General features: G+C 34.7%; 28 protein-coding genes, 1 tRNA gene and 3 pseudogenes. 27 read left to right on the plus strand and 5 right to left on the minus strand.

From position 1 onward, the window contains the following. Positions 1 to 169 precede the first annotated feature (169 nt). Positions 170 to 433: an HPr family phosphocarrier protein gene (locus BN1066_RS13755; protein ID WP_425445281.1), complete on the plus strand. Its 264-nt coding sequence runs from the start codon at positions 170 to 172 to the stop codon at positions 431 to 433. Between the two features lie 42 nt (positions 434 to 475). Here the strand turns inward: BN1066_RS13755 and clpP are convergent, their stop codons facing one another. Further along, a complete protein-coding gene (gene clpP / locus BN1066_RS13760) occupies positions 476 to 1,063 on the minus strand; it encodes an ATP-dependent Clp endopeptidase proteolytic subunit ClpP (RefSeq protein WP_077320039.1) in 588 nt (195 codons plus the stop codon). A gap of 218 nt (positions 1,064 to 1,281) precedes the next feature. On the opposite strand from clpP, the gene BN1066_RS13765 reads away from it, so the two are divergent. Further along, positions 1,282 to 1,354: transfer RNA gene (locus tag BN1066_RS13765), tRNA-Arg, on the plus strand. 79 nt (positions 1,355 to 1,433) lie between these two features. Here BN1066_RS13765 and BN1066_RS13770 read toward each other — a convergent pair. After that, positions 1,434 to 1,733, minus strand: coding sequence for a tyrosine-type recombinase/integrase (locus BN1066_RS13770; protein WP_245799790.1), 300 nt, complete (start codon positions 1,731 to 1,733; stop codon positions 1,434 to 1,436). Between the two features lie 636 nt (positions 1,734 to 2,369). On the opposite strand from BN1066_RS13770, the gene BN1066_RS13775 reads away from it, so the two are divergent. The 7 genes and pseudogenes from BN1066_RS13775 (at position 2,370) to BN1066_RS13805 (ending at position 6,648) form a co-directional block, all read left to right on the plus strand. Next, a complete protein-coding gene (locus tag BN1066_RS13775) occupies positions 2,370 to 2,876 on the plus strand; it encodes an SAR2788 family putative toxin (protein ID WP_077320041.1) in 507 nt (168 codons plus the stop codon). Positions 2,877 to 2,881: 5 nt separating this feature from the next. Beyond that, on the plus strand, positions 2,882 to 3,409 hold the full coding sequence (locus tag BN1066_RS13780; protein WP_077320042.1) for a hypothetical protein: 528 nt from the start codon (positions 2,882 to 2,884) through the stop codon (positions 3,407 to 3,409). Between the two features lie 339 nt (positions 3,410 to 3,748). Continuing rightward, a pseudogene (locus tag BN1066_RS13785) lies at positions 3,749 to 4,576 on the plus strand (T7SS effector LXG polymorphic toxin); the annotation flags it as partial. 136 nt (positions 4,577 to 4,712) lie between these two features. Beyond that, positions 4,713 to 4,952: a hypothetical protein gene (locus tag BN1066_RS13790; protein WP_077320044.1), complete on the plus strand. Its 240-nt coding sequence runs from the start codon at positions 4,713 to 4,715 to the stop codon at positions 4,950 to 4,952. Between the two features lie 760 nt (positions 4,953 to 5,712). Beyond that, complete coding sequence (locus tag BN1066_RS21065; RefSeq protein ID WP_281250275.1) at positions 5,713 to 6,150, plus strand: GH-E family nuclease; 438 nt, start codon at positions 5,713 to 5,715, stop codon at positions 6,148 to 6,150. Continuing rightward, positions 6,044 to 6,262 carry a GH-E family nuclease gene (locus tag BN1066_RS21070; RefSeq protein WP_281250276.1) on the plus strand — a complete coding sequence of 73 codons (219 nt, stop codon included), beginning with the start codon at positions 6,044 to 6,046 and terminating at the stop codon, positions 6,260 to 6,262. Before BN1066_RS21065 ends, BN1066_RS21070 begins: the two co-directional genes overlap by 107 nt. Positions 6,263 to 6,282: 20 nt before the next feature. Next, positions 6,283 to 6,648 carry an ankyrin repeat domain-containing protein gene (locus BN1066_RS13805; RefSeq protein ID WP_218668079.1) on the plus strand — a complete coding sequence of 122 codons (366 nt, stop codon included), beginning with the start codon at positions 6,283 to 6,285 and terminating at the stop codon, positions 6,646 to 6,648. Positions 6,649 to 7,280: 632 nt separating this feature from the next. Here the strand turns inward: BN1066_RS13805 and BN1066_RS13810 are convergent. Then, a complete protein-coding gene (locus tag BN1066_RS13810; protein ID WP_077320046.1) occupies positions 7,281 to 8,414 on the minus strand; it encodes a zinc-dependent alcohol dehydrogenase in 1,134 nt (377 codons plus the stop codon). A gap of 225 nt (positions 8,415 to 8,639) precedes the next feature. Here BN1066_RS13810 and BN1066_RS13815 point away from each other — a divergent pair, with 225 nt between their 5' ends. The 3 genes from BN1066_RS13815 to BN1066_RS13825 all read left to right on the plus strand — a co-directional run bounded on the left by BN1066_RS13815 (position 8,640) and on the right by BN1066_RS13825 (position 9,703). Further along, on the plus strand, positions 8,640 to 8,879 hold the full coding sequence (locus BN1066_RS13815) for a hypothetical protein (protein WP_077320047.1): 240 nt from the start codon (positions 8,640 to 8,642) through the stop codon (positions 8,877 to 8,879). 292 nt (positions 8,880 to 9,171) lie between these two features. Beyond that, complete coding sequence (locus BN1066_RS13820) at positions 9,172 to 9,387, plus strand: hypothetical protein (RefSeq protein WP_077320048.1); 216 nt, start codon at positions 9,172 to 9,174, stop codon at positions 9,385 to 9,387. Continuing rightward, positions 9,380 to 9,703, plus strand: coding sequence for a YolD-like family protein (locus BN1066_RS13825; protein WP_143695835.1), 324 nt, complete (start codon positions 9,380 to 9,382; stop codon positions 9,701 to 9,703). Before BN1066_RS13820 ends, BN1066_RS13825 begins: the two co-directional genes overlap by 8 nt. A 390-nt stretch (positions 9,704 to 10,093) precedes the next feature. Here the strand turns inward: BN1066_RS13825 and BN1066_RS13830 are convergent, their stop codons facing one another. Beyond that, positions 10,094 to 10,822 (minus strand): phospholipase A2 family protein, encoded by a 729-nt coding sequence (locus tag BN1066_RS13830; RefSeq protein WP_077320050.1) that lies wholly within the window; start codon positions 10,820 to 10,822, stop codon positions 10,094 to 10,096. A 1,162-nt stretch (positions 10,823 to 11,984) separates the two neighbouring features. Here BN1066_RS13830 and BN1066_RS19940 point away from each other — a divergent pair. The 5 genes and pseudogenes from BN1066_RS19940 to BN1066_RS20315 all read left to right on the plus strand — a co-directional run. Then, positions 11,985 to 12,059, plus strand: a pseudogene (locus tag BN1066_RS19940) (IS200/IS605 family transposase); the annotation flags it as partial. A 340-nt stretch (positions 12,060 to 12,399) separates the two neighbouring features. Further along, complete coding sequence (locus BN1066_RS13835; protein WP_077320051.1) at positions 12,400 to 12,579, plus strand: hypothetical protein; 180 nt, start codon at positions 12,400 to 12,402, stop codon at positions 12,577 to 12,579. 211 nt (positions 12,580 to 12,790) lie between these two features. Next, positions 12,791 to 13,345, plus strand: coding sequence for a sigma-70 family RNA polymerase sigma factor (locus BN1066_RS13840; protein ID WP_077320052.1), 555 nt, complete (start codon positions 12,791 to 12,793; stop codon positions 13,343 to 13,345). Then, positions 13,342 to 13,539: a hypothetical protein gene (locus BN1066_RS13845; RefSeq protein ID WP_077320053.1), complete on the plus strand. Its 198-nt coding sequence runs from the start codon at positions 13,342 to 13,344 to the stop codon at positions 13,537 to 13,539. The genes BN1066_RS13840 and BN1066_RS13845 overlap by 4 nt, the downstream gene beginning before the upstream one ends. A gap of 1 nt (position 13,540) precedes the next feature. Then, positions 13,541 to 13,717, plus strand: coding sequence for a hypothetical protein (locus tag BN1066_RS20315; RefSeq protein WP_179104402.1), 177 nt, complete (start codon positions 13,541 to 13,543; stop codon positions 13,715 to 13,717). A gap of 575 nt (positions 13,718 to 14,292) precedes the next feature. Here BN1066_RS20315 and BN1066_RS13850 read toward each other — a convergent pair. Then, a complete protein-coding gene (locus BN1066_RS13850; RefSeq protein ID WP_077320054.1) occupies positions 14,293 to 14,856 on the minus strand; it encodes a shikimate kinase in 564 nt (187 codons plus the stop codon). 155 nt (positions 14,857 to 15,011) lie between these two features. Here BN1066_RS13850 and aroD point away from each other — a divergent pair, with 155 nt between their 5' ends. The 10 genes and pseudogenes from aroD (at position 15,012) to gpmI (ending at position 25,554) form a co-directional block, all read left to right on the plus strand. After that, the gene (aroD, locus tag BN1066_RS13855) at positions 15,012 to 15,776 is read left to right on the plus strand and encodes a type I 3-dehydroquinate dehydratase (protein WP_179104403.1); all 765 of its coding nucleotides are present in this window, start codon (positions 15,012 to 15,014) and stop codon (positions 15,774 to 15,776) included. A gap of 91 nt (positions 15,777 to 15,867) precedes the next feature. Beyond that, positions 15,868 to 16,644, plus strand: a complete 777-nt coding sequence (locus BN1066_RS13860) for a 3-hydroxybutyrate dehydrogenase (protein ID WP_077320056.1) — start codon at positions 15,868 to 15,870, stop codon at positions 16,642 to 16,644. Position 16,645: 1 nt separating this feature from the next. Continuing rightward, positions 16,646 to 17,011 (plus strand): annotated as a pseudogene (locus BN1066_RS13865) (cation acetate symporter); the annotation flags it as partial. A gap of 756 nt (positions 17,012 to 17,767) precedes the next feature. Then, on the plus strand, positions 17,768 to 19,063 hold the full coding sequence (gene rpoN, locus BN1066_RS13875) for an RNA polymerase factor sigma-54 (RefSeq protein ID WP_077320058.1): 1,296 nt from the start codon (positions 17,768 to 17,770) through the stop codon (positions 19,061 to 19,063). Between the two features lies 1 nt (position 19,064). Continuing rightward, positions 19,065 to 19,313 (plus strand): glutaredoxin family protein, encoded by a 249-nt coding sequence (locus tag BN1066_RS13880; RefSeq protein WP_077320059.1) that lies wholly within the window; start codon positions 19,065 to 19,067, stop codon positions 19,311 to 19,313. Between the two features lie 402 nt (positions 19,314 to 19,715). Then, positions 19,716 to 20,738, plus strand: coding sequence for a sugar-binding transcriptional regulator (locus BN1066_RS13885; protein WP_077320060.1), 1,023 nt, complete (start codon positions 19,716 to 19,718; stop codon positions 20,736 to 20,738). Positions 20,739 to 20,782: 44 nt separating this feature from the next. Further along, positions 20,783 to 21,790 carry a type I glyceraldehyde-3-phosphate dehydrogenase gene (gene gap / locus BN1066_RS13890; protein ID WP_077320061.1) on the plus strand — a complete coding sequence of 336 codons (1,008 nt, stop codon included), beginning with the start codon at positions 20,783 to 20,785 and terminating at the stop codon, positions 21,788 to 21,790. A gap of 267 nt (positions 21,791 to 22,057) precedes the next feature. Then, positions 22,058 to 23,239, plus strand: coding sequence for a phosphoglycerate kinase (locus tag BN1066_RS13895; RefSeq protein WP_077320062.1), 1,182 nt, complete (start codon positions 22,058 to 22,060; stop codon positions 23,237 to 23,239). 20 nt (positions 23,240 to 23,259) lie between these two features. Next, positions 23,260 to 24,018: a triose-phosphate isomerase gene (gene tpiA / locus BN1066_RS13900; protein WP_077320063.1), complete on the plus strand. Its 759-nt coding sequence runs from the start codon at positions 23,260 to 23,262 to the stop codon at positions 24,016 to 24,018. Continuing rightward, positions 24,019 to 25,554, plus strand: a complete 1,536-nt coding sequence (gene gpmI / locus BN1066_RS13905) for a 2,3-bisphosphoglycerate-independent phosphoglycerate mutase (RefSeq protein ID WP_077320064.1) — start codon at positions 24,019 to 24,021, stop codon at positions 25,552 to 25,554. It abuts the gene before it with no gap. The last annotated feature ends 5 nt before the right edge of the window (positions 25,555 to 25,559 follow it).

Raw genomic sequence — 25,559 nt, forward strand, 5'->3', positions numbered from 1 at the left:
GCTACATGATGAGCAATGAATTCGTTTGATTTAACACGTATAAAATAGTTTTTATGAAGGAGCCGTTGATGACGGTTCCCTTCAAATAGTAACGTATTTGCTAAACGAACTTTGCTTCATTTATAATATAATACGATAATTATGAGAACGCTTTCGCTTATGAGGAGGGATGAGAGAGTTGATTGAGAGACTGATTAAGGTAGAATTGCCGACAGGATTGCAGGCAAGACCTGCTGCTGAATTTGTCCAAGAAGCAAACCAGTATGTTTCTCATGTGTTTATTGAAAAAAATGGGAAAAAAGTGAATGCGAAGAGTATTATGGGACTGATGAGTATAGCTATAACTGCTGGTGAAGAAATCACAATCATTGCAGACGGGGCGGATGAAGAAAAAGCGATTACTCAATTAACGGATTTCGTTTCCGGAAAATAAATAAATGCCCTTTTCGATCATTGAAAAGGGCATTTATTATTTTTATTCAGGTTTACGTTCTAACACTTTATCAATTAAACCGTATTCGACAGCTTTTTGGGCAGTCATAAAGTTATCACGATCTGTATCACGTTCAATGACTTCTAGCGGTTGTCCAGTCCGATCAGCAAGAATTTCATTGATTTTTTCTTTCATTTGCAAAATTCTGCGTGCATGAATTTCAATGTCCGTTGCTTGACCTTGTGTACCACCAAGTGGCTGATGAATCATTACCTCACTATTTGGCAATGCATAGCGTTTCCCTTTTGCTCCAGCAGTGAGCAAGAATGCTCCCATCGAAGCAGCCATACCTGTGCAGATCGTTGATACGTCTGACTTGATAAATTGCATCGTATCATAAATAGCCATTCCAGCTGTAATCGATCCACCTGGTGAATTAATATATAGGGAAATATCTTTTTCCGGATCTTCTGCTTCTAAGAATAATAGTTGTGCTACAATAGAGTTTGCTACATTATCGTCAATGGCACTACCAAGCATAATAATACGGTCTTTTAATAAACGTGAATAAATGTCATAGGCGCGTTCACCGCGATTTGTTTGTTCTATAACTGTTGGTATTAAATTCATAAAAATCCTCCTCATCTATTCAAATATCCATCAATTGGATATAATTATCATAACTAATAGGTCAAAAAAGGTCAAACAAAAACATTTGATAAGATGAAAATACACTTACATTCATTTCCATTTCCCATAAAAATAAACATAAAAATGAAAAAAGGGCTTGTCTAACAGGGAAATAAGGGTTATAATATTCTATGTGTCTTTATTAGAATATAATACTTGCGCCCGTAGCTCAGGGGATAGAGCAACGGTTTCCGGTACCGTGAGTCGGGGGTTCGAATCCCTCCGGGCGTGCTACTTTCAATTCTTTATGTGGCAAGGGATAGAGCGCAACTCTATCCCTTGCCTTTTTTCTTTGTTTTTGTTGATTTGGTCACGTATTGGTCACATCATTTTCAAAATCGGCATTCTTCAAGTTCAAGAACATTTCATCTAATGTTTGTACTGCTGATTCCTGCATATTCAGAAGCATATGGGAATATGTGTCTAGTGTCACTTCTATGCTTGAATGACCTAATCGTTCCTGAACAACTTTAGGATGTTCTTTTTGGCTAAATAACAAACTAGCATGAGTATGCCTTAAATCGTGGAATCGTATCTTCTTTAATTTTATACCATTCTTTATTAGTTTGTCTCGTCTTAATCTGAAAGCTCTTCCTAAATTTGTCGGCAAAATAAAAGTACCTCGGTTGGTCGCAACTCCGAACCCCTAATCATCATAATCTTTTCCATACTTCATTTTTTGTTCAATTTGTTTAGCTTTATACTTTTTTAACTCAAACATTAATCTCTCACTCATTGTTATTGACCGATAACTAGAGCTGTTTTTCAAGTCCACACAATCCCAAAATTCTTGTAAATGAAGTGGTCTTAAGAACTAGCTGCCAAGGAAGAAAAACAGCTTAAAGAAGAACACAGCAACTTAGATAACAAAGGTAGTGGAAAATACGATATCAAAGACATGGACGAGTTCCAGGAAAAGCAGGTAATTAGAAATTGAAAACGCACTCAAAGGAATTGGGAGAAAAGCAAAGTTATGGTCACGGATTAATACAATATAAAACATAGGGGAGAAAAATCTATGAAAAAACATTAATATATTCTATTATAATTGCACTTTTTATCACTCTAATACCGGGTAATTTGATTTTTGCTCAGAATCTTAGTGAAAATATAGAAACTAAAATACATAATAATATCGTTTCATCTAATCAAGTTCAAACAATTGAATACAAAGAAAATGGTATGAATACAGTTGAATTTACACTAGATTCAGAGTGAAGTGAATTTTAATCCTGAAAATGGCAAGATGACAGCTAAAGCATTATTGGAGACTGAGCATGGGGAAAATATAGAAAAAAACTTTGATATTGTTTTAACAGAAATTGTTGGTGAAGATATTAGAGCAGTTTTTACTGATATTGAAACTGGAGAAGTGTACAATGTAAATACTACTGAAGTATCTGCTGCAGCTTTACCTCTTGTGCCAATACTTATTAGATTCGTAGTTAAATATGGATTGAAAAAAGCCGTAAAATCATTTGGAAAGAAGGCTATAAATAGATCAATAAAGAAAACTGAATCTGTTGCAAGAGTTGCTTCAAAAGCTTTAGGGTATATAGAAACTAATTTTAAATCACATGGAGCAAAAGTTTACAAAAGAGGTAAAAAAGCAAAAGGGCCTAAATATATAAGTAGAGATGTTGATAAACATTCAGGAGGAAGTTGGAAGGGCGCAAAGACCATAAAAGCTTTGGGAAAAAAGGAAACAAGATCAGGAACGTATGATGCACTTTTGAGAAGAATAGGTGACTAAACTTTATGGATAGACTTACAAGATTTAAAGTGGATTTTTGTAATTTGGATAATACTCCTTACCATCAGGTTTCTAGTAATTTTAGATTGAGAGTTCTTTCAGATACATTTTATAAGAAAAACGAACTTTTATTAAAAGAGCTTATCTTTTTAATTTTTAATAAAGAATCTAGAATTGATAGTACGTTTATTTCCGGTTATATAGTAAATGGTAAAAGAAGAAGAGAAAAAGTTGGATTAGGTAAAATATTCAAATTAAAAAACTGGAAAGAAATAATTGTAAAAGATGAAGTGTTTGGAGAAGAAGTGGTTTTTGCAACTGTAAAAGGATTAGACCGATATAATATATATAAGTACTGTTTGAAAGTAACATCTGGCTATATGAATAGTGCATATATTATTTTTTATAATGATAGTTTTATGTTATATCTAAGTAGTGATGTTCTCGATATTATTTCACATGATGATAAACTGATTAATGATCTAAAGTTAAAATTACCAAAAGAAATTATAGATCATTACTACGATAATTGAGATTGACATTTCTTATCCAATAGGATAACAACTAATATTGTTCAGTTTACGCCCTATCTATTTGGATAGGGCGTAATTACTGTAATAAATTATTTAATAAACAATTTCGTATATTACATACTTTTAGGTATAATTCAACTAAAGGGGTTATATTGAAATTATTACCAATGGGGATGGGAGGAGATGTCCAATCAAGGCGCTGTATGTAGGGGAATGTCATCGCTTCATTGACAAAACATTGGCGCAGCTAGAACAGATACATACACAAATCAAAAACATCCAGAAAAGCATAGAGGGCATTATTGCCTTAGAAAAAGCTTTTAAAGAAAAACGGCTAATTCTATTCGAACCTTTTATAAAGAGGTACACCAGCCGTTTCTGTTGTTTCTAGAGGGTTTCATTGATAATTATTCGAATACGTTACGAGAGATAAAAAAGTCTATTGATGAACTGGAACCGGACAGGAATGGCGTTATTCGAGAGGACTTTCTTGCAGATGGTGTTCAAGGAGGACTTAAACGGGCGGAGCATGTTGCAATGATGCTAACTGATGAAGCAAATGCTGTTCTTCGATCGGTTAGAGATATTATTGATGTTAGGGATTTAGATGACGGGGAGTTTCTGGATAAAGTACAACATGCAAAGAAAATGACGCACAAGACCATCGAAAAGCTATATCTATTTGATCGGCACAATACAGCTAAGCTAGAGCCTGTGGAGCAAGATCTCCATACAATGAAAAACTATGTAAGTCGAATTAGAGAGCTAGGAAACAACGGCCAGATAAATATTGCAACGTATCAGGCGAGAAAGATAGCTGATCAAAAGATTCATCAAAAGCTGATGCAAGGTCTTATGAAAAAGGCTGGAAAAAATGCCATAGATTTAGAAGTAATCACGGGAGAGCTTGGCAAACGGTTATTTTCAAAGTTTATCCCACTAGCAACCATTCCAATTAACTATTTACAGAAACATTTTGGACTGAAAACAATGGATTATAGTTATCGTGCTATGCAGGCCGTACTAGCAGCAACGAGGGATAGTTTAACTGCAAGTGAGTTTTCAACCATTGAGCATCTTGTTGTTTCAAAAGTAAAGGTTTCGGATTACAAGGGAGTAAGGCAAGGAATTTATTATACCTTAGCTGATGGCAGAATAGAAGTATAGGGTAAGTAACGCTAAGTTGCAGTGAATTTAAAGTTATTTTACTCAAATTAAACAAAAGATATTCGATATTAATTACTTTTATTGGAAATTATGATAATAATTATTTAAAAACTTATTTATAAAGAGGTGGTAATTTATGTTATATAGAGCTTTTAAATTTGGTCTTTCGTTATCAATTCCTGGTTTTATGATGCTATTCTTTGCTAGAATTGTATCTGATTTTGATATTTCTCAGTATGATTATTCAGATATAAAGAGTTTCCCAGGTATTTTTGATATTAGCGCATATTATATCCCTATTTCTTTCTTAATTATTGGATTACCTTTTGTGATTATTATTCCATTTATTTGGCTTAGTAGATGGGCTAAAAAATAATAAAAGAATCGTGTGGTAAATCCACACGATTCTTTTATTATTTTAGTACTATTCTTGACTCTAGTCCTGTTTTCTTTTTATTTGTTGCTTTTTTACGTCCATCAATACTTATCCATTCTCTCATAGTAACTTTATAGTGTTTGTATACATTTCTTACCTGGAATTGTCCTTTTTTACCCTTAGGTATTTTTTCTAGAGGCTGTAGTTGTTATTTTTGTTTGTTTCCCTAGACTTCCCTTTATGCTGGTTTTCGGTATCCCACCACTTACACTAAATGACGATGTTGATGACTCAGTTTTTTTGAATGTTCCTGGTCCGTGGAAGGCACCTCCTTTATTTTTCCATTTACCATAAGTTGTTTTAGAATACTTTGCATTGCCAGTTTGTAACCAATAAGTATAGGTCGGGTCGTTTCCAGATAGAAAATGTTGAATTGTATGTTCATTTGGGCCGGATATTTCTTCTATACTTTCAACCATTTTTGCGTTAATATTTTTGCTTATTAAACCATCATCTTGTAATTCCTTTAATAGTTTCTCTTTTTCTTCGTTTCAGTTTTATTGCTTGTTTCTGTTGATGCGAAGCTATTTGATGGTAGGATAAATCCCAATACAAGTGTTACAACAAAAATAATAAAAAAACTAGTAAGTTCCAATCAGAATCTGGAAGTGTAAAATATGAAATAAGTGACACCATTCCTGCCATTCGACCTAATCCAAAGGAGCCGAAAAAAAGCTGGTTAGAAAAAGCAGCAGATGGTGTGAAAGATACATTTGTAAAAGCAGGAGAATTTGGAGCAGCAGCTGTAAAAGAAACAGCGGACTTTCTCATTTTAGATGATGTTAAAACGGTAATGGATCCAAAGGCTTCTACAATGGATAAAGTAATTTCTGGAGCTTCTATTATTCCAGCGGGGAAAGTTTTAAAGCTGGTAAAAGCTGGCAAAGGTGCGTTTGAATTTTCGAATAAAGGTAAACATACAGCGAAAAGAGTTAATAAGCCGTATTCAAACCCCAAAAATAGACCAAAGTATGGAAAAGGACAAGTTGAAAAGGTTTGGGGAGATGCACAGGACATAGATGGAAAGGTGTATGATCCAAACACTGGTGAAGAATTGTTTTGGAATAAAAGTAAAACTAGAGCTGGTCAATGGGATATGGCGCATACACCTGAAAATAAATATAGTAAGTGGACATAAAAAATATATTGAAGGTGAATTAATAAAAGAAGAGTTTTTGAAGTGGTACAGGAATCCTAAAAATTATAGACCAGAAGGTCCTTCTGCAAATAGAAGTCATAAATACGAATAAAAAGATTAGGAGATGGTAGAATGCCAACTGAAAAGGCAGATCTTTTTACTTTAGCGAAGTTTGGAGACTTAAAATCATTTAAAGAAAAATTTGATATTGAGTTAATAAATAGAAAAAGCGATGATGGTTCAGGCTTATTACATTATGCTATATTAGGAAATAATTTTGATATTTCTTCCTTTCTTATTGAAAAAGGTATTGATATAAATATGAGAAATACTGATGGGCAGACTGCGTTACATCTTATATGTATGAATCAAGATTTAAAAGTTGCAGACAAGCTATTACAAAGAGGTATAGACATGAACATAAAAGACAAATATGAAAATAACGCATTGTGGGTTGCCGTAAAGGAAAGAATTATAAAATGGTGGAGTTACTTATGAATTACAATTCAGATATTTTAAACAAAAATAAAGCTGGAAGGTCTCCTTTGGATTTTGCAAAGTAAGTAGGTAACGAAAGGTTAATAAATATACTTACAAGAAAATAATTTAAAATTAATTAGGTCTACTCATAGGCTTTTCCTGTGGGACGCAGTTACTTTTCCAAAAAGAAAAAAAGCTCTCTATAAAAACTAGAGAGCTAAGCTAAAAATTGCTTTATCCCTTGTAATATGCGCATTTTGAAATCCCTTATTTCCTTATAGAGCGCCCTTAGTGGGTTTCCCGTGAGTCGGGGGTTCGAATCCCTCCGGGCGTGCTACTTGTCGTTATAATATGGCTTTATAGCAGCTATTCAACCGGAAAGTTACCGAAAAAGACACACAATAGACAGAAACGAAGAACGCTTCTTTAATTACACCCATGTAATTAAAGAAGCGTTTTTTATGTTCGTATGAAATGCGTATTTTAAAAAAATTAGTTCTATACTAAATGTGGTGGTGTCTTTTACCTCGGTTTATAAGCAAACAAAAAAGTTTAGTGTCTCCTGTAAATTTTAAAAACGAAGAACGCCTACCCCTAGCTAGGCGTTCTTCACTGTATTTATACAACTAATATGAGGAAGAAGTGTTTGTTTATGGCTTTAGAATTACTTTAATACAATCATCCTTTCGTTTATTAAATAAATCATACCCTTTGGCAGCTGCTGCTAAAGGGAGGGAATGGGTAATGATAGATGTTGGATCAATTCGGTCTTGTACGATTTGATCATATAGTTTTTTCATGTATGCTCTTGCTGGTGCTTGCCCCATTTTTAAGGTCACATTTCGAGCAAAAAATGCTCCAAGAGGAAACATATTGTATAATCCGCCATACACTCCTGTAAGTTGAACGGTTCCTGCTTTTCGCACCGCTTTTGTAGCCATTTGGATGGCGCCAAGCGGTCCGCCTTGCAATTTCAGCTTTTGCCCGACATATTCTAAAGGCGATTTTTTACCATCCATTCCAACACAATCAATCACAACATCAGCTCCGCCCTTCGTAATTTCTTTTAATGTCTCTCCCATATCGCTATCTTTCGTAAAATTGTAGATTTCACTACCGGTTATTTTTTTGGCATGATTTAAACGATAATCCAGGTAGTCTACTGCAATTACTCGCTCAGCACCTTTATTCCATGCAAATTGTTGTACCATAATTCCTACTGGCCCACAGCCTAATACAATAACGGTATCTTTCGGTTTGACGTTAGCATGTTCTACACTCCAGTAAGCGGTCGGTAACACGTCAGATAAAAATAATAGCTTTTCATCCTCTAGCTCACAGTCTTCCGGAATTAGAAATGGTGTATAGTTTCCAAAAGGAACTCTTAAATATTCAGCTTGGCCTCCTGGATAATTACCGAACTTTTCCGAGTAGCCGAATAGACCTCCTGCGTCGTAATGTGGGTTAGAATTATCACATTGGCTTTCCAAATGCTGATTGCAATATTTACAGCTACCACAAGCGACGGTGAAGGGGATAACAACACGATCTCCTTTTTTAACCTTTGTGACTTCTTTACCAACTTCTTCAACAATTCCCATCGGTTCATGACCAATAACATAACCATTTGGCAACGAGAAATGGCCTTGATATAAATGAAGATCGGAGCCGCATATTGCTGTAGAAGAGATTTTTACAATAATATCTTCACTATCTTGAAGCTTCGGGAATTCAATTGACTTAACAGCTATTTTTTGCTTTCCTTGGTACGTAACTGCTTTCATTTTTACCCTCCATACTAACTATTCATCCTGTTTAGTATGGAACGTATAATTAAAAAAATGTAGCCTTTATTGATATTAGAAATCTCAGATGGAATGAGGGCAGACTAATTCTCGGTAAAAACTGGAAGTGGTACTAATCTTCCAAAAATAAGTACTTCCACGGGATGAAGTTTCACATTAGCTATTTTTTATATTGTTTTGGGTAACCTAATATGGGTGATAATTATGAAAGCAACGGAGACAGAAAGTAAACAATTTGATAAAGCACTAGATACATTTATTGAACTATATAATAATTTGGAAGCAGATGTACCGGTTATTCAATTCAGCAATGATGTTCTGCAGCAGATTGAGCAAGCCAAACAAGTCTATGGGAATGATGTCATCGATGAAAAAATTAACATCGTTATCAGAGAATTATTGTCTTGGTTAGATCTAACTCATCAAAAAGATCAAAAACCTTAAAGAAAACTGATGATAAACTTTAGCGCAGTCGACTACCTGGCTATACTTATACTTTTGATATAAAGATTTTCGCTACGTCGTGATGACTTCTGCGCAAAAATTTTATGTTTTTCTTATGTAAATGGATAGTAATAAGCTTATGTTTCAAGTGACTTTTGATTTTTTCGTGCTAAAACTATTAATTGTATAAGAATAAGTGGAAATATGCAAAAATTTCCAGTAAAAAAACGCACCTATGTTCGTGTTTTTTGTGGTATAATGAGAACAAACGTTCCTGAAGGAGGCTATATTCATGAGAGGGATTCTTCAGTGGTCGATGGTAAGTAAGCAAAAACTTGTACTATTTTATATGGATAATAATGGTCAAGTTACACAACGGCTAATACGAGTGATTGATATAGGTGAAAAATCAATATTAGCGTATTGTTTCTATCGAAAACAAGTTCGACGATTTAATTATAGCAATATTCTCTCCTGTGGACGAGTTAAGAGAAAGGAAAGTGCGTAAAGTGCGAGTAAATGATCGTGGCTCTATCAAGTGGACAGCGATGATGCTTCCAGAGCATGCAGAGCTATTAACGAAAATGTGGGAAAAATTAGAGCAAAAAAATATGCCTTTGCTGGATGAACAAAAGTTGGTAGAGATGGATGCTCAACTACAATTAGCTATTTGCAATAATCTTACCGTTGAAGTTAAACATTATAATGGACGTGACTATTTAACAAGTAAAGGAAAACTGAAATATATTACGAAAGACATGCTATATTTGGATACAGATATTAAAATTAAACGCCAGCATGTTTTAGATGTATGGATCGATTAAAATGGGTTGTAAAACAGTTTAAGCGTACATTCTTATAGCGAACTGCTGGATACTTAAATGTTATGTAACATCCAGATCGGATGATTTTACCAGCGATCTTGATGAAACCTATGCGCATAGTTTAGGTTTGGTGTTTTTTCATTTTCTCCGGCATACAAAGGCGGCTTAACTTTTTGAAATTGCTTCATTGTATCTATGTTCAGATGTTGATTTAGCCTGGGCATGGTAGGTTGGGAGGCAAGCTCATCCTTATTCAAAATAGTTGTTAGAGCTGGATTATGTTTTAAGTTGTCCGCATAATCATCAGCGTGATAGCCAGCCGCCTCCTAATAAAGAAAAATAGTGGGTAAAAATCATCCTTCGATGGCTGCACCCACTATTTTAGTATATTTACTTCGTCTTACATTTGGAAGCGTTGTAAACGAAAGGCGCTTGAACCAATCTTTTTGCGATTGGTGACCCCTTAGCAGTTTCTGCGCAAACTACTAGTCTTAAATCACAGCAAGCATCCCAACTGCCGAAAGATTTCCAACATCTGTCGTGAGCTCTGCAACACTTATCAAGCTGATTTTTCGGTGTTCCACCGCCATATTTCAATCCATCTCCACAACCAGGCCCACAATGTTTATATCCACCAGGTACACAAAAATTAACTTGGGGACTTATCGTAGAAAACGGTTTGAAGTTAGGATTGTCAATTTCATTTGTATAATCATTTTCTTCAAGAACCTGCTTCCCAGTTGTTTTAGTTACTAAATGACGTAAACCATCATTAGCATAGAAATAACTTGCTTCTTCTCCGTTATTATTTACCCTTATAAAAAATTCATCGTATACTTTTTCTTTACCCTTGGTTTCGGCAAAGACATTTACAATTTCTAATTTGTTATCAACTCGGAGTGTGGTCGTTTTTCCTGATAAAAGTTGTGTTGCGTTGTCTTTCGGAATATCGTGTGCGACAAATTCGTAAATTGATTCAACCATTAATTGGTTGGGTTTAAAAGTCATTAAATTTTGAAGTTTCTCAACTAACGCATTAAATTGTTTTTGGTTTAGTAAATAAGTAAATACCTTCGTAATGACATCTTTTTCTTTAATAAATGACCCATTGATAATCATATGATTTTCTCCTTTCGATTATGGAAAGTAGGGGATTTACAGCCACACTTAGTCGTTGGCTGTCCGTTTTCAAGATAAAGCAACATCATGCACCCGGCATCATATCCGCAACATGAACAATTTACCCACCCCAAAACTCAGGGATCGCTTAGTGTTCTCATTTGCTGTTGTCTTCTCCTCATCTATAAATAACCTCCTTTCAAGGTTGTTACTTATAAAGGAGGTTTGATTAAGAAAAAAATCAACGTTTGAATTGAAATTTAAAAAATAGGACCTCCTTATACTAGAAGAATTAGGTTACAGCTCATTTGAAAAAGAAGACGTTGAAATACTCTCCCCCCATCTATCCTTGGGGTTAACTCGTAAGGTTAAATCATAACTAGCAATTTGTCATTATAAACCGGAAGAAGATATTTTTTATGGTCCTGTGCTAACTGCAGCATTAGCAGATTGTTTAGCTCATAAATCACACTTTCTAATAGGAACGGTGCTTTTTATCAAATATAGGAAACAGAAGATTAGATTAAAAATAATTTATCTGCAATTGGTGCAAATTTTAATTGTGAAATACATACAAAGGATGATTATATAAGTAACTAATTAACATTACTTGATCCATATGCAAGACAAAAAAATAAGAGATTTTTTAAATTAGTGAGTAAATGTGATGCGAGGGGTTGCACGTTGGACTCTTAAGGCTGAGGTCGGTAATAAAGGCTTCTAGTTACAGAGCAAAACACCCGTTTACACTGGCGGTTTTGATTCAATTAGTTTCCACTCATTCACATTTGCATTGAAAATTTCTATGTTTTTGCTATTCCCATTTTCAGTTTGGTTCTAATAACAGAAAACTATATAATGAAAGATATAAATTTAGCAAGGAGGTTTTTCATGAACGGCTTAGAAATTTTCTTAATTGTAGGCATATTATCCATTATTACCTTTTATTTCATTTCTCGGACTTTACTAAACAAAAAATATAAAAAATCACATACCTGACTCCGGCAATAGCTGTAACTGTGGCTTCTCTTAGTTTCTTGGTTTTAACTTTTATTTTAAATAAAGATGGCTGGGTAATTATGGGGAATTATTTCTTTGTTATCGTTATTGTATCAGGTGCTTTAATAGGGACATTCCTTCCATTTATCCATTCAAAATATAGACAGTGAAAAGAAATAAAAATCAAATTCAAGAATATATCAGGAATCATAAGGAAGGTTATATGAGTGATCAATAAATATTAACGCCAGTAATCGGAAATAGAAGGCTTCGGATGAAATTGTAATTGTGAACGCTTCCTTAGGCGTTACACTAAATCCTCATGACCAAAAATATTCTAGGAAGTACCCCTTAATTCTTCTTTTGGGTCGTTTTTGTCGACTGCCATTATACAAGATTTAAGGAGGTGCTTTCTTTTTTATGTCTGAGTGATATTGCTCTGAAAGTGACCAGAAGTAAAGAATTCAATTAGTTATGTAAAAAATTCAATAAATAATACACTTCTCAAAAGTACAATATATGGCTATGTTGCTTTTTCACTATCCCCCTTCACTTTATAAATAAAAAGGAGGGATAGAATGAATGAAAAACTAATTATTAAACCGACTGAAATTGGATCTGTTTTTAAAACACTATCCACGTTTCCTGAAAATCTCAATGTCATTAATGCAAAAGAGATATGGGAACAATCAAAACAAGGACAGGGGACTACAGTGGCAATGATAGATACAGGTGTTGAGAAAGGCATCCGGGCATAGTAAATAACATCATAGGTGGGTATAATTTTACAAAAGATGATAACGCTGATCCATTAGTATTTAAAGATAGAGGAATGGTAAAAATAAAAGTAACATTGTTGCTTATAATAAATTAAATAGATTGGTTATTTTTATTTTTTGAATTTACAGGATTATATGGTTGAATTTTCTTATATTAAATCCTCTTTATTAGAAAAAGGGAGGGTTTAATATGAATGTTAATAAAAATAGATATCCAGAAGTCAAAAGTTTTATTGAGCGTAATGCATGCATAAAAAACAACAAGATTGTAACTTCCTTTTTTCAAGAAGCAGAAAATCAAGAAATATTAAATAATTACTTGAAATATCCTACAGCCTATAATAAAAATTTGGTGGATAGGGCATACAGGCTTCATCATGCGAAGATTAGAATAATAGCTTACCTTTCATCCCTCATTCGTTTTTCAACCATTGATCTTATGAGGCGTTATAGAAAGCATAAGCAACGATTTATTCTTTCGCAACCTATAGAGAATGTACACCATTCATATTTATTAAATGTTGAGGAAAATTTAAATTTAAGCCAAAGCATTAGCAATTATGCCGTGTATAAAAAATATAAAACTTTGACTGTAAAGCAAAAAAAGGTGCTAAATTTAAAATACTGTAAGAATATGAATATTACAGAAATTGCTGAATTATTCAATGAATCTAGTCAAAACATTTCCAAGATTCATAAAACAGGTATTAAAAAACTTCAAAAGGCATTAAGGGATAATTCATGAAAGTTACTGATATATTTACTATTGAAGAACTGTTAGAAAAAATGAATCCTAAAATTCAAAAACACTTAAAAACTGTACCGAACGAAATACGTGATGATGTAGAACAAGAATTAAAAATAAAAATAATAAATTCTTTAGATAACATAAATATTTCAAACATCCCAGGGTTCTTTGATTTAATAGGAGGAGATTAAAATGAAAGATAATCAAGTAACGGACATACTAAATTTTTTAACATTAATTCGCTCTACAATGTCGATGTGTTCAAATTCTTTAGACTGTTGTAGTAATGAAGAAAAGGATTTTTTTAACACTTTACTAATAGATTTAGCAAATATAAATAAAAAAATCGAAGAGTATTTTAATAAATAGTTTACTTTCTTCTATAGACAAATCTCTTTATTTATTAGAAAAAAAGGAGGTGAGAGAAATGGCAGAAAAACCTAAAAAGTAACGCCTGAGTATCATGGTGGGAACGGATAGACGTTGTTGTTCTCATAATCTTTTTTGTCCAATAATTTATTATCCTGGCCAATCTGGGAAAGGTACTTGTAGCGTTTGTTAATTTATAAGTTAAAAGAGCAAAAAATAACCTTCATGATCGATGAGGTAGGAGCTAGATTAGATAACACCAACTCCATCATAAGGATGGGTATCTATCGACCACCGTGTAAACTGTGGTCATTTTTTATTTGCTACTTGTAGCACTCCATACAGGACGAACGTGTATGAAACAACTCGTCCATTTTATTGATGGTTCGCACGTACCTTTTAGCCTTTGTTCCACTGCTTAACTGTCAGAAGCGAAAAGTCCTGCTGAATAAGAAGTTTCACCTTATTTAATTGTGGCTATTTATCGAAGGGAAGATAGCGCTTTAATTGATCGTCCGAGAAGGCACAACCTCGGACGATGATCTATTATTACATTAAAACAACCATGAAAGCTGTTATGGTTTTGCTTGGGGTTCGTAAATATCCCATGCTGTTTTCAGTGCATTAACAATGTATTCTGCGGCGTCTTCTACCATAAACGCATCTGTTTTTACAGTGGAATGATGTTCTTGATAGATAGCTTTTCTTTCATTAAACAGCTGTTTTATCTCTTCTAAGCTTTTCCCTTGTAGAATCGGTCTGCTATCAATTAATAAGCTAATTCGATCTTTCCACGACTCCCATGATAAATCTAAATAAAAAACGATACATTCCTTCAAGCAAATGTCTCTTATTTCTTTTTGTAGAAAAGCACCGCCACCTAAGGAAATAATTTTAAGTTTTTGCTTGCATAAGTCATATATAATTTCTTTTTCCTTTTTTCTGAAATTATCTTCTCCATAGGTTGCAAAAATATCTACGGTGGACATGCCGAAAGCTTCTTCAATGACTTGATCTACATCTATAAAATCACGATATAACTTAGCAGCTACTGCTTTTCCAATAGAAGTCTTACCGACTCCCATAAAACCTATTAATACAATACTTTTTTGTCTTAAGGGTGTTTCTTTCGTGCACATAGGTAACCTCTTTCTATTTAACTGCATTTTTTACTCATTATAAGTGATATTCTTACTACTTGCACGTCAAATATTAAGTTTCTTCCAATTCTATGTTGGCAACATTTCTTATAACATTTATAATAAGTAGTTAATATGAAAAGGTGGAGATAAATTTGAACGTTGTTACAGTAAACGGTGTATCTATTGGTAAAGGTATTCCTAAAGTAATCATTCCATTAATGGGAACAACACTTGAGGAATTAAAATTGGAAATAGCTACCGTAAAACAGGAACAACCCGATATCATTGAGTGGCGGGTTGATGCGCTTAACGAAGCCAATAATATTCATGCGGTGCTTCACGCGCTTTCGGAAATAAAGCCATTACTTGAAGAAGTTCCATTGCTTTTTACATTTCGCTCGTTTAAAGAGGGAGGCGAAAAAAAAACAACGTTGGAATTTTACGATAAACTATTACAAAAGGTTATCGAATCCAACAATATTGATCTCATTGACATTGAATTATTTACAGGAGGTAACGTACAAACATTAGTCCAAAAAGCAAAACAGCATCATATTTCTGTACTTTTATCCAACCATGATTTTAAAGCAACTCCTTCTACAGATGAGATGCTATCTCGTTTATTGGCAATGCAAAATGCTGGAGCAGATATTACAAAACTGGCAGTGATGCCCAATAATATGGGGGATGTACTGCGGTTATTAACGGTTGCAGAAATGATGAAAACATTACATGCTACGCAACCATTTATAACCATTGCCATGGGGTCATTAGGTGTATTAAGCAGAATTGCCGGTGAATTTGTAGGATCTGCTGCCTCGTTTGGCTCTGGAAAACAAGCTTCAGCTCCAGGACAGATTACGGCAGCGGAACTTAAATACATACTTAAAAAAATTCATATGTATTTACAAGCTTAACATATTTACATATCAAAATATATTTTTGTTAAGCTATTTAAATAAGCAGGAAAAGAATACGAGAACTTTCTACATGGTAGGGGGAATAAAATTGGTAGCAAAAAAGGTTGTCCTCATAACTGGAGCTACGAGTGGGATCGGCTACGGAATCGGTGTGGAATTTTTAAAACAAAAAGCTTCTGTTGTATTTACGGATGTAAATGAAGCTCGGGTACAAGAAATTGCTGCAAGCTGGAGGGAAAAAGGTTATGATTGTTTAGGAATTCCATGTGATGTAACAGATGAATTACAATTAAAGGGAGCGATAGAACAAACTGTTACATGCTACGGAAAACTTGATGTTTTAATTAATAATGCTGGTATACAGCATGTAGCTTCGATTGAAGAGTTTCCTACTAAAAAATTTGAATTAATGACAAAAATCATGCTCGTTGCTCCGTTTGTAGCTATCAAACATGTATTTCCAATCATGAAACAACAAGGAATAGGAAGAATCATTAATATGTCTTCCATTAATGGGGTTATTGGTTTTGCTGGTAAAGTAGCGTATAATAGCGCCAAACATGGGTTAATTGGCTTAACAAAAGTGGCAGCGTTGGAAGGAGCAGCATATGGTATCACGGTAAACGCAGTTTGTCCTGGATATGTGGATACGCCACTAGTTCGAAATCAGATGGAGGATTTAGCAAGAAATCGAAATGTGCCTTTGGAAAAAGTGCTTGAAGAGGTCATTTATCCAATCGTCCCACAGAAGCGACTGTTAACGATACAGGAAATCGCTGATTACACTATCTTTTTAGCTACTGATAAAGCAAAGGGTGTTACTGGACAAGCTGTTCTAATTGATGGTGGGTATACTGCACAATAACTTTAGATGCAGTAAAAATGTAGCAGTAAGTTTACAGGCGCTTTGTGTGGCTACAAGTGCCAACTTACCAGTTATTTTGTATACTATTTATTGGAAGCGCTTTAATGCATATAGAGCAGTAACAGCTATGGCTTTTGGACTGCTTTCATCGTTAATTTTAATATCCATCAGCCCAAATATGTTTTCACCAGTGGACGGAAAAGGAATTTTTATTGGTGCTCCGATATTTCCATTGACAAACCCAGCAATTATTTCCGTACCATTCGGGTTTTTAGGAGGATATTTAGGGACGCTATTGTCTAAAGAAAAAGATGTACGCCAATTTGCAAAAGTTCAAGTAAAAGCAAATACAGGATATCGAGAATAAATTGCTTTTTAAAGGTAGATAGCTTGGCGACCTAATTTATCTGCGTGTTTATTTTCTTTTTCGGTATCCATTTAATGAAAAAATACGGAAAATGAGAAGAATGCTAATTTATTGTTGATAATAGCGGCACATACTTCTCATTTTTTGTACTATAGGAAAGTATAAAACTTTAGGCTTTATAGTATAAGAAAAACTATCGCTTTTGCCATAGAGACTTGGCGACAAGCCAAGTTTTTCTAATCTAATTTTTTCTATTGCGTCTACTACCAATTGCGAATCGTAACGAAAAGCTAATATTTCATCAGGAAACTTTTCTTTGCATACAATTAGAGCGTGGATAACTGCATAAAATTTTGCTTCGTGATTAGAAAGAATACCTAATGAAAAAGCATACTGGTAATAGTTTTTTCCTTGTTTTATATAGACACCAGCCCCATTTGATCAGGATCCCCTGTGGATGCACCATCTGTATATACGGTAATCATTAAACATTCGCTCCCACTACGTACTATCCTATTAATTATAACCCTGACAGTAAGAAAAGCCATGAATCAAAGCATAGTTATATTGGGATATATTTATAGTCGGGCATTAACGTCAAAACGGTTTCATACCTTATATTTTGTTATTCCGCTATTAATCATATGAAAGTGACCGTTTATTGTCTTCATTAACTCAAGTGGGAAGTATTAAGCTAGAAGGTTTTATGATTTTGTGGCAAAATAAAAGAAACGGCAGATGAATAGGAGGGTAATCATGAAGTTACAACTTGTAAATGAACAGGTATTAGAATGGAAAATGAATCAATCATTAATGCAATCCATTCAAATACTTCAACTTTCCAGTATGGAATTAATGGAATATATAAAGGAAATAGAAAAAGAAAATCCATTAATTGAAGAAGTAAACTATCATGATGAGATATTCTCATATCGTTCGTCTTCCAACAATGATTCATTAACTCCAGGTGAGATAAATGCCAGCGAGTTAACAATGTATGATCAGCTAAAAAGCCAACTTTATACGCTTCATATCCCAGAAGAATTGAGACCAATTGTTTTATTTGGAATCGACTCCATTAATGAAAACGGTTACCTTGATATCGACATGTCTCTTTGGGGTGAGCAATGTCAGGCAACAGAAGAGCAGGTAGATCAGGCGTTACATATCATTCAATCTTTGGAGCCGGCAGGTATTGGCGCTAGGTCATTAAGTGAATGTATCAAATTGCAACTTGATATACGAGAAGATGATGTACCTTTTTTATATGATTTAATGGAAAATCATTTAGAATGGATAGCTGAAGAAAATATTGATCTAATATCCTTACATTATGACAAAGACCCTTTAAATGTAAAAGATTTATTAGAACAAATCAAGGCTTGCCACCCAAAACCGGGGCATTTACTAGATAAAAAGATTGATAACTATGTCATTCCGGAGGCAACGATTTATAAAGAAGACGGAAAGTGGCAATTATCTTTTTATTCATGGTCTTCTCCTAAGATTACGATTAATGAAGATTACTACTCTATAAAAGATATGAATATAGAAAAGCAAACAGCAAATTATATTAAACAAAAACAACATCAAATAGAAATGATTAAGAAAGCGATTGCTTATCGCAGCACCACCTTAGAACGAGTTATTCAATGTATGCTAGAAAAGCAACTGTTATTTTTGGAACATGGTATCCATATGCTAAAGCCATTAACTTTAAAAGACATTGCCGATGAATTAGGACTGCATATATCAACGATAAGCCGAGCGATTTCACATAAATATGTGCAAACACCAACTGGAATAGTACCATTAAACTTTTTTTTGCAATCTGGAATTCAACAAAATAATGGTTCCAAGACAGCAGCAGTTGCTGTCAAGCAATTAATTGCTGAATTAATTGAGAAAGAGGATAAACGAAAGCCTCTATCTGATGAAAAGATCACAAAAAAACTCAAGACGAATTATGGTATCGAAATAGCTCGACGAACTGTAATGAAATACCGCGAGCAGTTGCAATTACCGTCATCAACAAAAAGAAAGGAGAAATAACTTGCCTACTGTTATTCTATACATAAAAGAATCTTGTCCATTATGCGATGATGCAAAGCTTATGCTAGAAATATTACAAGACGAGTATTCGTATCACATTGAAATTCGTGATATTTATACAAATGATGATTGGTTAGAACAGTATCATCTGCTTATTCCGTGTATTGAGGTAAATGGTAAGACCTTAGATGCTTCACAGCTTGATTGGCATACGCTGGAACAATTTGTACAAAGGTATTTAAGCAGATGATAAGGAGTACATAGTTTTAGCGCCTGCTGTTAAACAGAGGCGCTTAGTTTGTTGATAAAGATAAATGAACAAGTAAGATATTCTTTACATGTAAAATAGGCAATAGATAATCGAGGTGAGTCATCATAAAAAAGTTGGGTTTTTTCACGAGTAAACATAGAATAAATGCAAGTCTACTTCTTAAGAAGACAATCAAAAATAGGTTGAATATAATGATCTTTCCGCATAATGTAAAAGGGATTGAAGTAGTTTACTTCACATAAATGTAACAATCATATTGGTTGTGAAATTATTCAAATTTGATATAATGAAAATTGAAAGAAGTACTTATTTTTTTGTAGCTCCCGGGACATAATATTACCATCCGGGATCGATTGTGACCCGAGAGAAGGAGTCCTTGCCATGAGAGAATTAATTGATTTACAAAAAAGATTATTGCCTGATGTGTTAGAAATTATGCAACAGCGCTATGCTATTTTACGTAGCATTGATGTCCTCCAACCAATTGGCAGAAGGGCACTTGCCGAAAACACAAATTTAACCGAACGAAGTGTAAGAAGTGAAATAGAATTCTTGCAAGGACAAGACTTAATTCGAATCACATCTAAAGGTATGTTTATCACAAAAGAGGGAAAATTAATTCTTGAACGATTATCCTCATTTATGAGTGATATTATGGGACTGCGTGTTTTAGAAACTAAACTTAGGGATACATTATCTATAAAGCAGGTGATTGTTGTTCCCGGAAACAGTGATAAGCATGAATGGGTTAAACAAGAGATGGGCAAAGCGTGTGTTCATCATTTGAAAACAATGATTGGCGATAATTCAATTATTGCAGTTACTGGTGGTACAACAATGGCCGCAGTAGCTACTATGATGACACCATTACAACAAAACACTTCAGCTCTATTTGTCCCGGCTCGTGGCGGAATTGGTGAAAAGGTAGAAAATCAGGCGAATACAATTGCTGCGGAAATGGCAAGAAAAGCAAATGGCGAGTATCGTCTGCTATATGTTCCAGACCCGTTGAGTGAATCAGCTTATCAATCAATTATTCAAGAGCCTATGGTAAATGAAACATTAAAGCAAATAAGAAGTGCAACGATTGTAATGCATGGGATTGGCGATGCTTTAACAATGGCTTACCGCAGAAAAACACCAGAAGTCATTATTAAAAAATTACAGCAGCATGAAGCGGTAAGTGAGGCGTTTGGTTACTATTTTGATGAAAACGGGAATATTGTACATAAGGTACGGACGGTAGGAATTCAACTTGAAGATTTACAACGTATCCCTTATGTTATAACGATCGCCGGCGGAAAATCCAAATCACAAGCCATTGCATCGTACTTCAAACGAGGAAAAAGTGATCTGCTCATTACAGATGAAGCAGCAGCAGAGGAGATTTTAAGGGGGATTTAAAACCCTTTAAATATAAATTAAATATTTTTTTAGGAGGAATATACATGGCAGTAAAAGTAGGAATTAATGGTTTTGGAAGAATAGGACGTCTTGTATTTCGTCTAGCTTTACAAAACGATGAAGTAGAAGTGGTAGCAATAAATGACCTCACAGATGCTAACATGCTTGCTCATTTATTAAAGTATGACTCTATCCATGGAATTTTAGAAGAAGAAGTTTCTGTAAATGGTTCAAATATTGTTGTTGGTGGTAAAGAAATTAAAGTTCTTTCTGAAAGTGATCCAGCAAAACTAGGCTGGGGAGATTTAGGCGTAGACATCGTTCTTGAATCTACAGGTAGATTCAGAAAAAGAGAAGACGCTCAAAAACATATTGACGCTGGTGCAAAGAAAGTCATTATTTCCGCACCTGGTCAAAACGAAGATTTAACAATCGTTATGGGTGTTAATGACAAAGAATACGATCCAGCTAAGCATCATGTTGTTTCCAATGCTTCTTGTACGACTAACTGCTTAGCACCATATGCTAAAGTATTACATGATAAATTTGGAATTAAACGTGGTCTAATGACTACTATTCACTCTTATACAAATGACCAACAAATTCTTGATTTACCGCATAAAGACTATCGTCGTGCTCGTGCAGCAGCTCAAAACATCATTCCTACAACAACTGGTGCTGCTAAAGCAGTAGGTAAAGTACTACCAGAATTAAATGGTAAATTAAACGGTGGCGCTGTACGTGTTCCTACTCCAGACGGTTCTTTAGTAGATCTTGTTGCTGAATTAGAGAAAAATGTAACAGCGGAAGAAGTAAATGCTGCATTAAAAGAAGCTGCTGAAGGTGAATTAAAAGGTGTTCTTGAATATAGTGAAGCACCATTAGTATCTTCTGATATTGTTGGTAATACACATTCTTCTATTGTAGACGGACTATCTACACTTGTTCTTGAAGATAACTTAGTTAAAGTTATCTCATGGTATGATAATGAAATGGGCTATTCTGCTCGTTGTGTTGATCTAGCCGTATTATTGAACAATAAAGGACTATAAGAAAAAATAGCGGGGGAGGAACATGAACGAATCCTCCTCCGTTTTTCCTTCTTTGGTTTAAATATCTTTTTGAGTTGTAGATCGGAAAATGGGGACCTAGTAAAGTCTATGACTACAACGACTCAGATAGAACTTTTTTAAGAAGTTTCTTTCTTGCTGGTCAAAGGTTATAGTAGCTTTAAATGATTGTTTCGGATGAAAAAGTTCTTGGTAATTTTCATCGAGGCAAGAGAAGAACTACATATCCTAAAATAGGAGGCAAAGAAAATGAATAAAATGTCAGTTAAAGATCTTGACGTAAAAGGAAAGAAAGTATTTTGCCGTGTGGACTTTAACGTACCAATGAAAGACGGAAAAGTAACGGATGATACTAGAATTAGAGCAGCTCTACCGACTATTGAGTATCTTTCTAATCAAGGTGCCATTACAATTTTAGCTAGCCATCTCGGTCGTCCAAAAGGTAAAGTTGTAGAAGAATTACGTTTAGACCCCGTAGCTAAAAGGTTAAGTGATTTAATAGGTAAAGAAATTGTTAAGACCGATGCTGTTTATGGAGAAGAAGTCAATCAAGCAATTGCACAAGCAAGCGAAGGCGATATTATTTTAATTGAAAATGTTCGCTTCGAAGCTGGAGAAGAAAAGAATGACGAACAGCTGTCTCAAGCATTTGCCGATATGGCAGACTGTTATGTAAATGATGCGTTTGGAGCAGCCCATCGTGCTCATGCTTCCACAACTGGTGTAGCAGAAAAACTCCCTGCAGCGGCTGGCTTCTTAATGGAAAAAGAATTATCCGTATTAGGCCAAGCATTAGAAAATCCGAAACGTCCATTTACTGCAATTATTGGCGGGGCAAAGGTAAAAGATAAAATTAATGTAATTGATAATTTACTTGAAAAAGTAGATCATCTCATCATTGGTGGTGGTCTAGCCTATACATTCATTAAAGCGCAAGGGTACGAAATCGGAAATTCTTTATTGGAAGAAGATAAAATCGATCTTGCTAAACAATTTATGCATAAAGCGAAAGATAAAGGCGTTGAATTTGTTTTGCCTATTGATGTAGTAGTTGCTGATGCGTTTAAAGAAGATGCGAATAAAAAAGAAGTAGATATTGATCAAATTCCAGCTGATTGGCAAGCACTAGATATCGGCCCTAAAACTGCTGAAAAATATGCACAAATTGTAGCTAACTCTAAACTAATCATTTGGAACGGTCCAATGGGTGTATTTGAAATGGACGCTTTTGCTAATGGAACAAAAGCAGTTGCTGAAGCACTAGCGAATACAGAAGGCTATACAGTGATTGGTGGTGGCGATTCAGCTGCAGCAGTGGAGAAATTTGAATTAAGTGATAAAATGGATCATGTATCAACAGGTGGAGGTGCTTCCTTAGAATTTATGGAAGGAAAGACTTTGCCAGGTGTTGCTGCATTAACGGATAAATAAAAAACATATGAGGTGAGACGATGCGCAAAAAGGTAATTGCTGGAAACTGGAAAATGAATAAACTCGCAAAAGAAGCAAATCAATTTGTTGATGAGGTTCTACCAAAATTACCCGATTCTGATCAGGTAGAAGCAATTGTTTGTGCGCCATTTCCTTTCCTAGCTAATCTTGTTGATAAAGCGAAAGGTACAAAGTTACAGATTGCTGCTCAAACGATGCACTATGAAAAAAATGGGGCATTCACTGGTGAAGTGAGTCCGGAAATGCTCGCTGATTTAGGTGTAACACATGTTATCATTGGACATTCTGAACGAAGAGAATATTTTAATGAGACAGATGAAACAGTGAATAAAAAAACGCATGCTGCACACCAATATAATTTAACACCAATTGTTTGCGTTGGTGAAACATTAGAACAGCGTGAAGCGAATGAAACGATGAATCATGTAGAAAATCAAGTAACAAAAGCATTAAAAGGACTAACAGAAGAGCAAATAGTACAAACAATTATCGCATATGAACCTATCTGGGCTATAGGAACAGGAAAAACAGCTTCCAGTGAACAAGCGAATGAAGTCTGTACACATATTCGCCAAGTTATCGAAAAAATCACATCGAGTGAAATTGCAGAACAGGTAATTATCCAATATGGTGGCAGCGTCAAACCAGCAAATATTAAAGAACTATTAGCTCAATCAGATATTGATGGGGCACTAGTTGGTGGTGCTAGCCTTGAAGCAGACTCGTTCTTGCAATTAGTGGGGGCAGGTGCAAAATAAATGAAACAGGATAAATTAGCGGCTTTAATCATCTTAGATGGTTTTGGTCTTCGTGATGAACTAAAAGGAAATGCAGTTAAGCAAGCTAATACTCCTAATTTTGACCGTTATTGGAGCCAATTTGCTCACAATCAGCTTAGAGCTAGTGGAGAAGCGGTTGGATTACCAGAAGGTCAAATGGGAAATTCTGAAGTTGGTCACTTAAATATTGGTGCCGGTAGAATTGTTTATCAAAGTTTAACTCGCGTGAACTTGTCGATTAAAGAAGGAGAGTTCTTTGAAAAAGAAGCCTTCATTAAATCAATGCAACATGCGAAGGAAAACAATAAGGCATTGCATGTTTTTGGGTTGCTATCTGACGGTGGAGTTCATAGTCACATCAATCATTTATTTGCTTTATTGAAATTAGCAAAAGATCAAGGTTTAGAAAAAGTATATATTCATGCATTCCTTGATGGACGTGATGTTGGCCCCCAAACTGCTAAAATCTATATTAAACAAACATTAGATAAGATTAAAGAATATGGAGTCGGTCAATTTGCTACGATTTCTGGACGTTATTATTCCATGGATCGGGACAAACGTTGGGATCGTGTGAAAAAAGCGTATGATGCAATGGTTTATGGCGAAGGACCAACATATAAAGATCCATTTGCCGTAGTCGATGATTCTTATGCAAATGAAATCTATGATGAGTTCGTCATCCCATCTGTTATGGTCGATGAAACTGGCAAACCAGTAGGAACAGTTGAAGATGGAGACTCAATTATTTTCTATAATTTCCGACCAGACCGGGCAATTCAAATATCACGTACCTTTGCAGATAAAGATTTTCGTGAATTTGATCGAGGCGACAAAGTACCAAAAAACCTGGATTTTGTTATGCTGACGAACTTTAGTGAAACTGTAGATGGGTATGTAGCTTATGAACCAGTTAATTTAGATAATACCGTTGGTGAGGTCTTATCACAGAACGGTCTAAATCAATTACGAATTGCGGAGACAGAAAAATACCCTCACGTTACTTATTTTATGAGTGGAGGAAGAGAAGAAGAGTTTCCAGGAGAGAAACGAATTCTAATTAATTCTCCGAAGGTTGCAACCTATGACCTTAAACCTGAAATGAGCGCTTATGAAGTAACAGACGCGTTGCTTAAAGAGCTTGAATCAGGTGAGCTCAATGCGATTATTTTAAATTTCGCCAACCCAGATATGGTTGGACATTCCGGGAAATTAGAACCAACAATTAAAGCAATTGAAGCAGTTGATGAATGCCTTGGAAAAATAGTCGATAAAATTTTAGAACTTGGTGGTAATGCAATTATTACTGCTGATCACGGAAACTCTGAAGAGGTAGTTACATTAGAAGGAAAACCAATGACAGCTCATACAACTAATCCTGTACCTGTGATCGTAACAAAGGAAAATGTAACATTACGTGATGGAGGTATTTTAGCAGACTTATCTCCAACATTGCTTGACTTATTAGATGTTGAAAAGCCAGAAGAAATGACAGGTAGTTCATTAATTAAATAAATTGA

This window comes from Virgibacillus proomii, assembly GCF_900162615.1.
Lineage (GTDB): Bacteria > Bacillota > Bacilli > Bacillales > Amphibacillaceae > Virgibacillus > Virgibacillus proomii.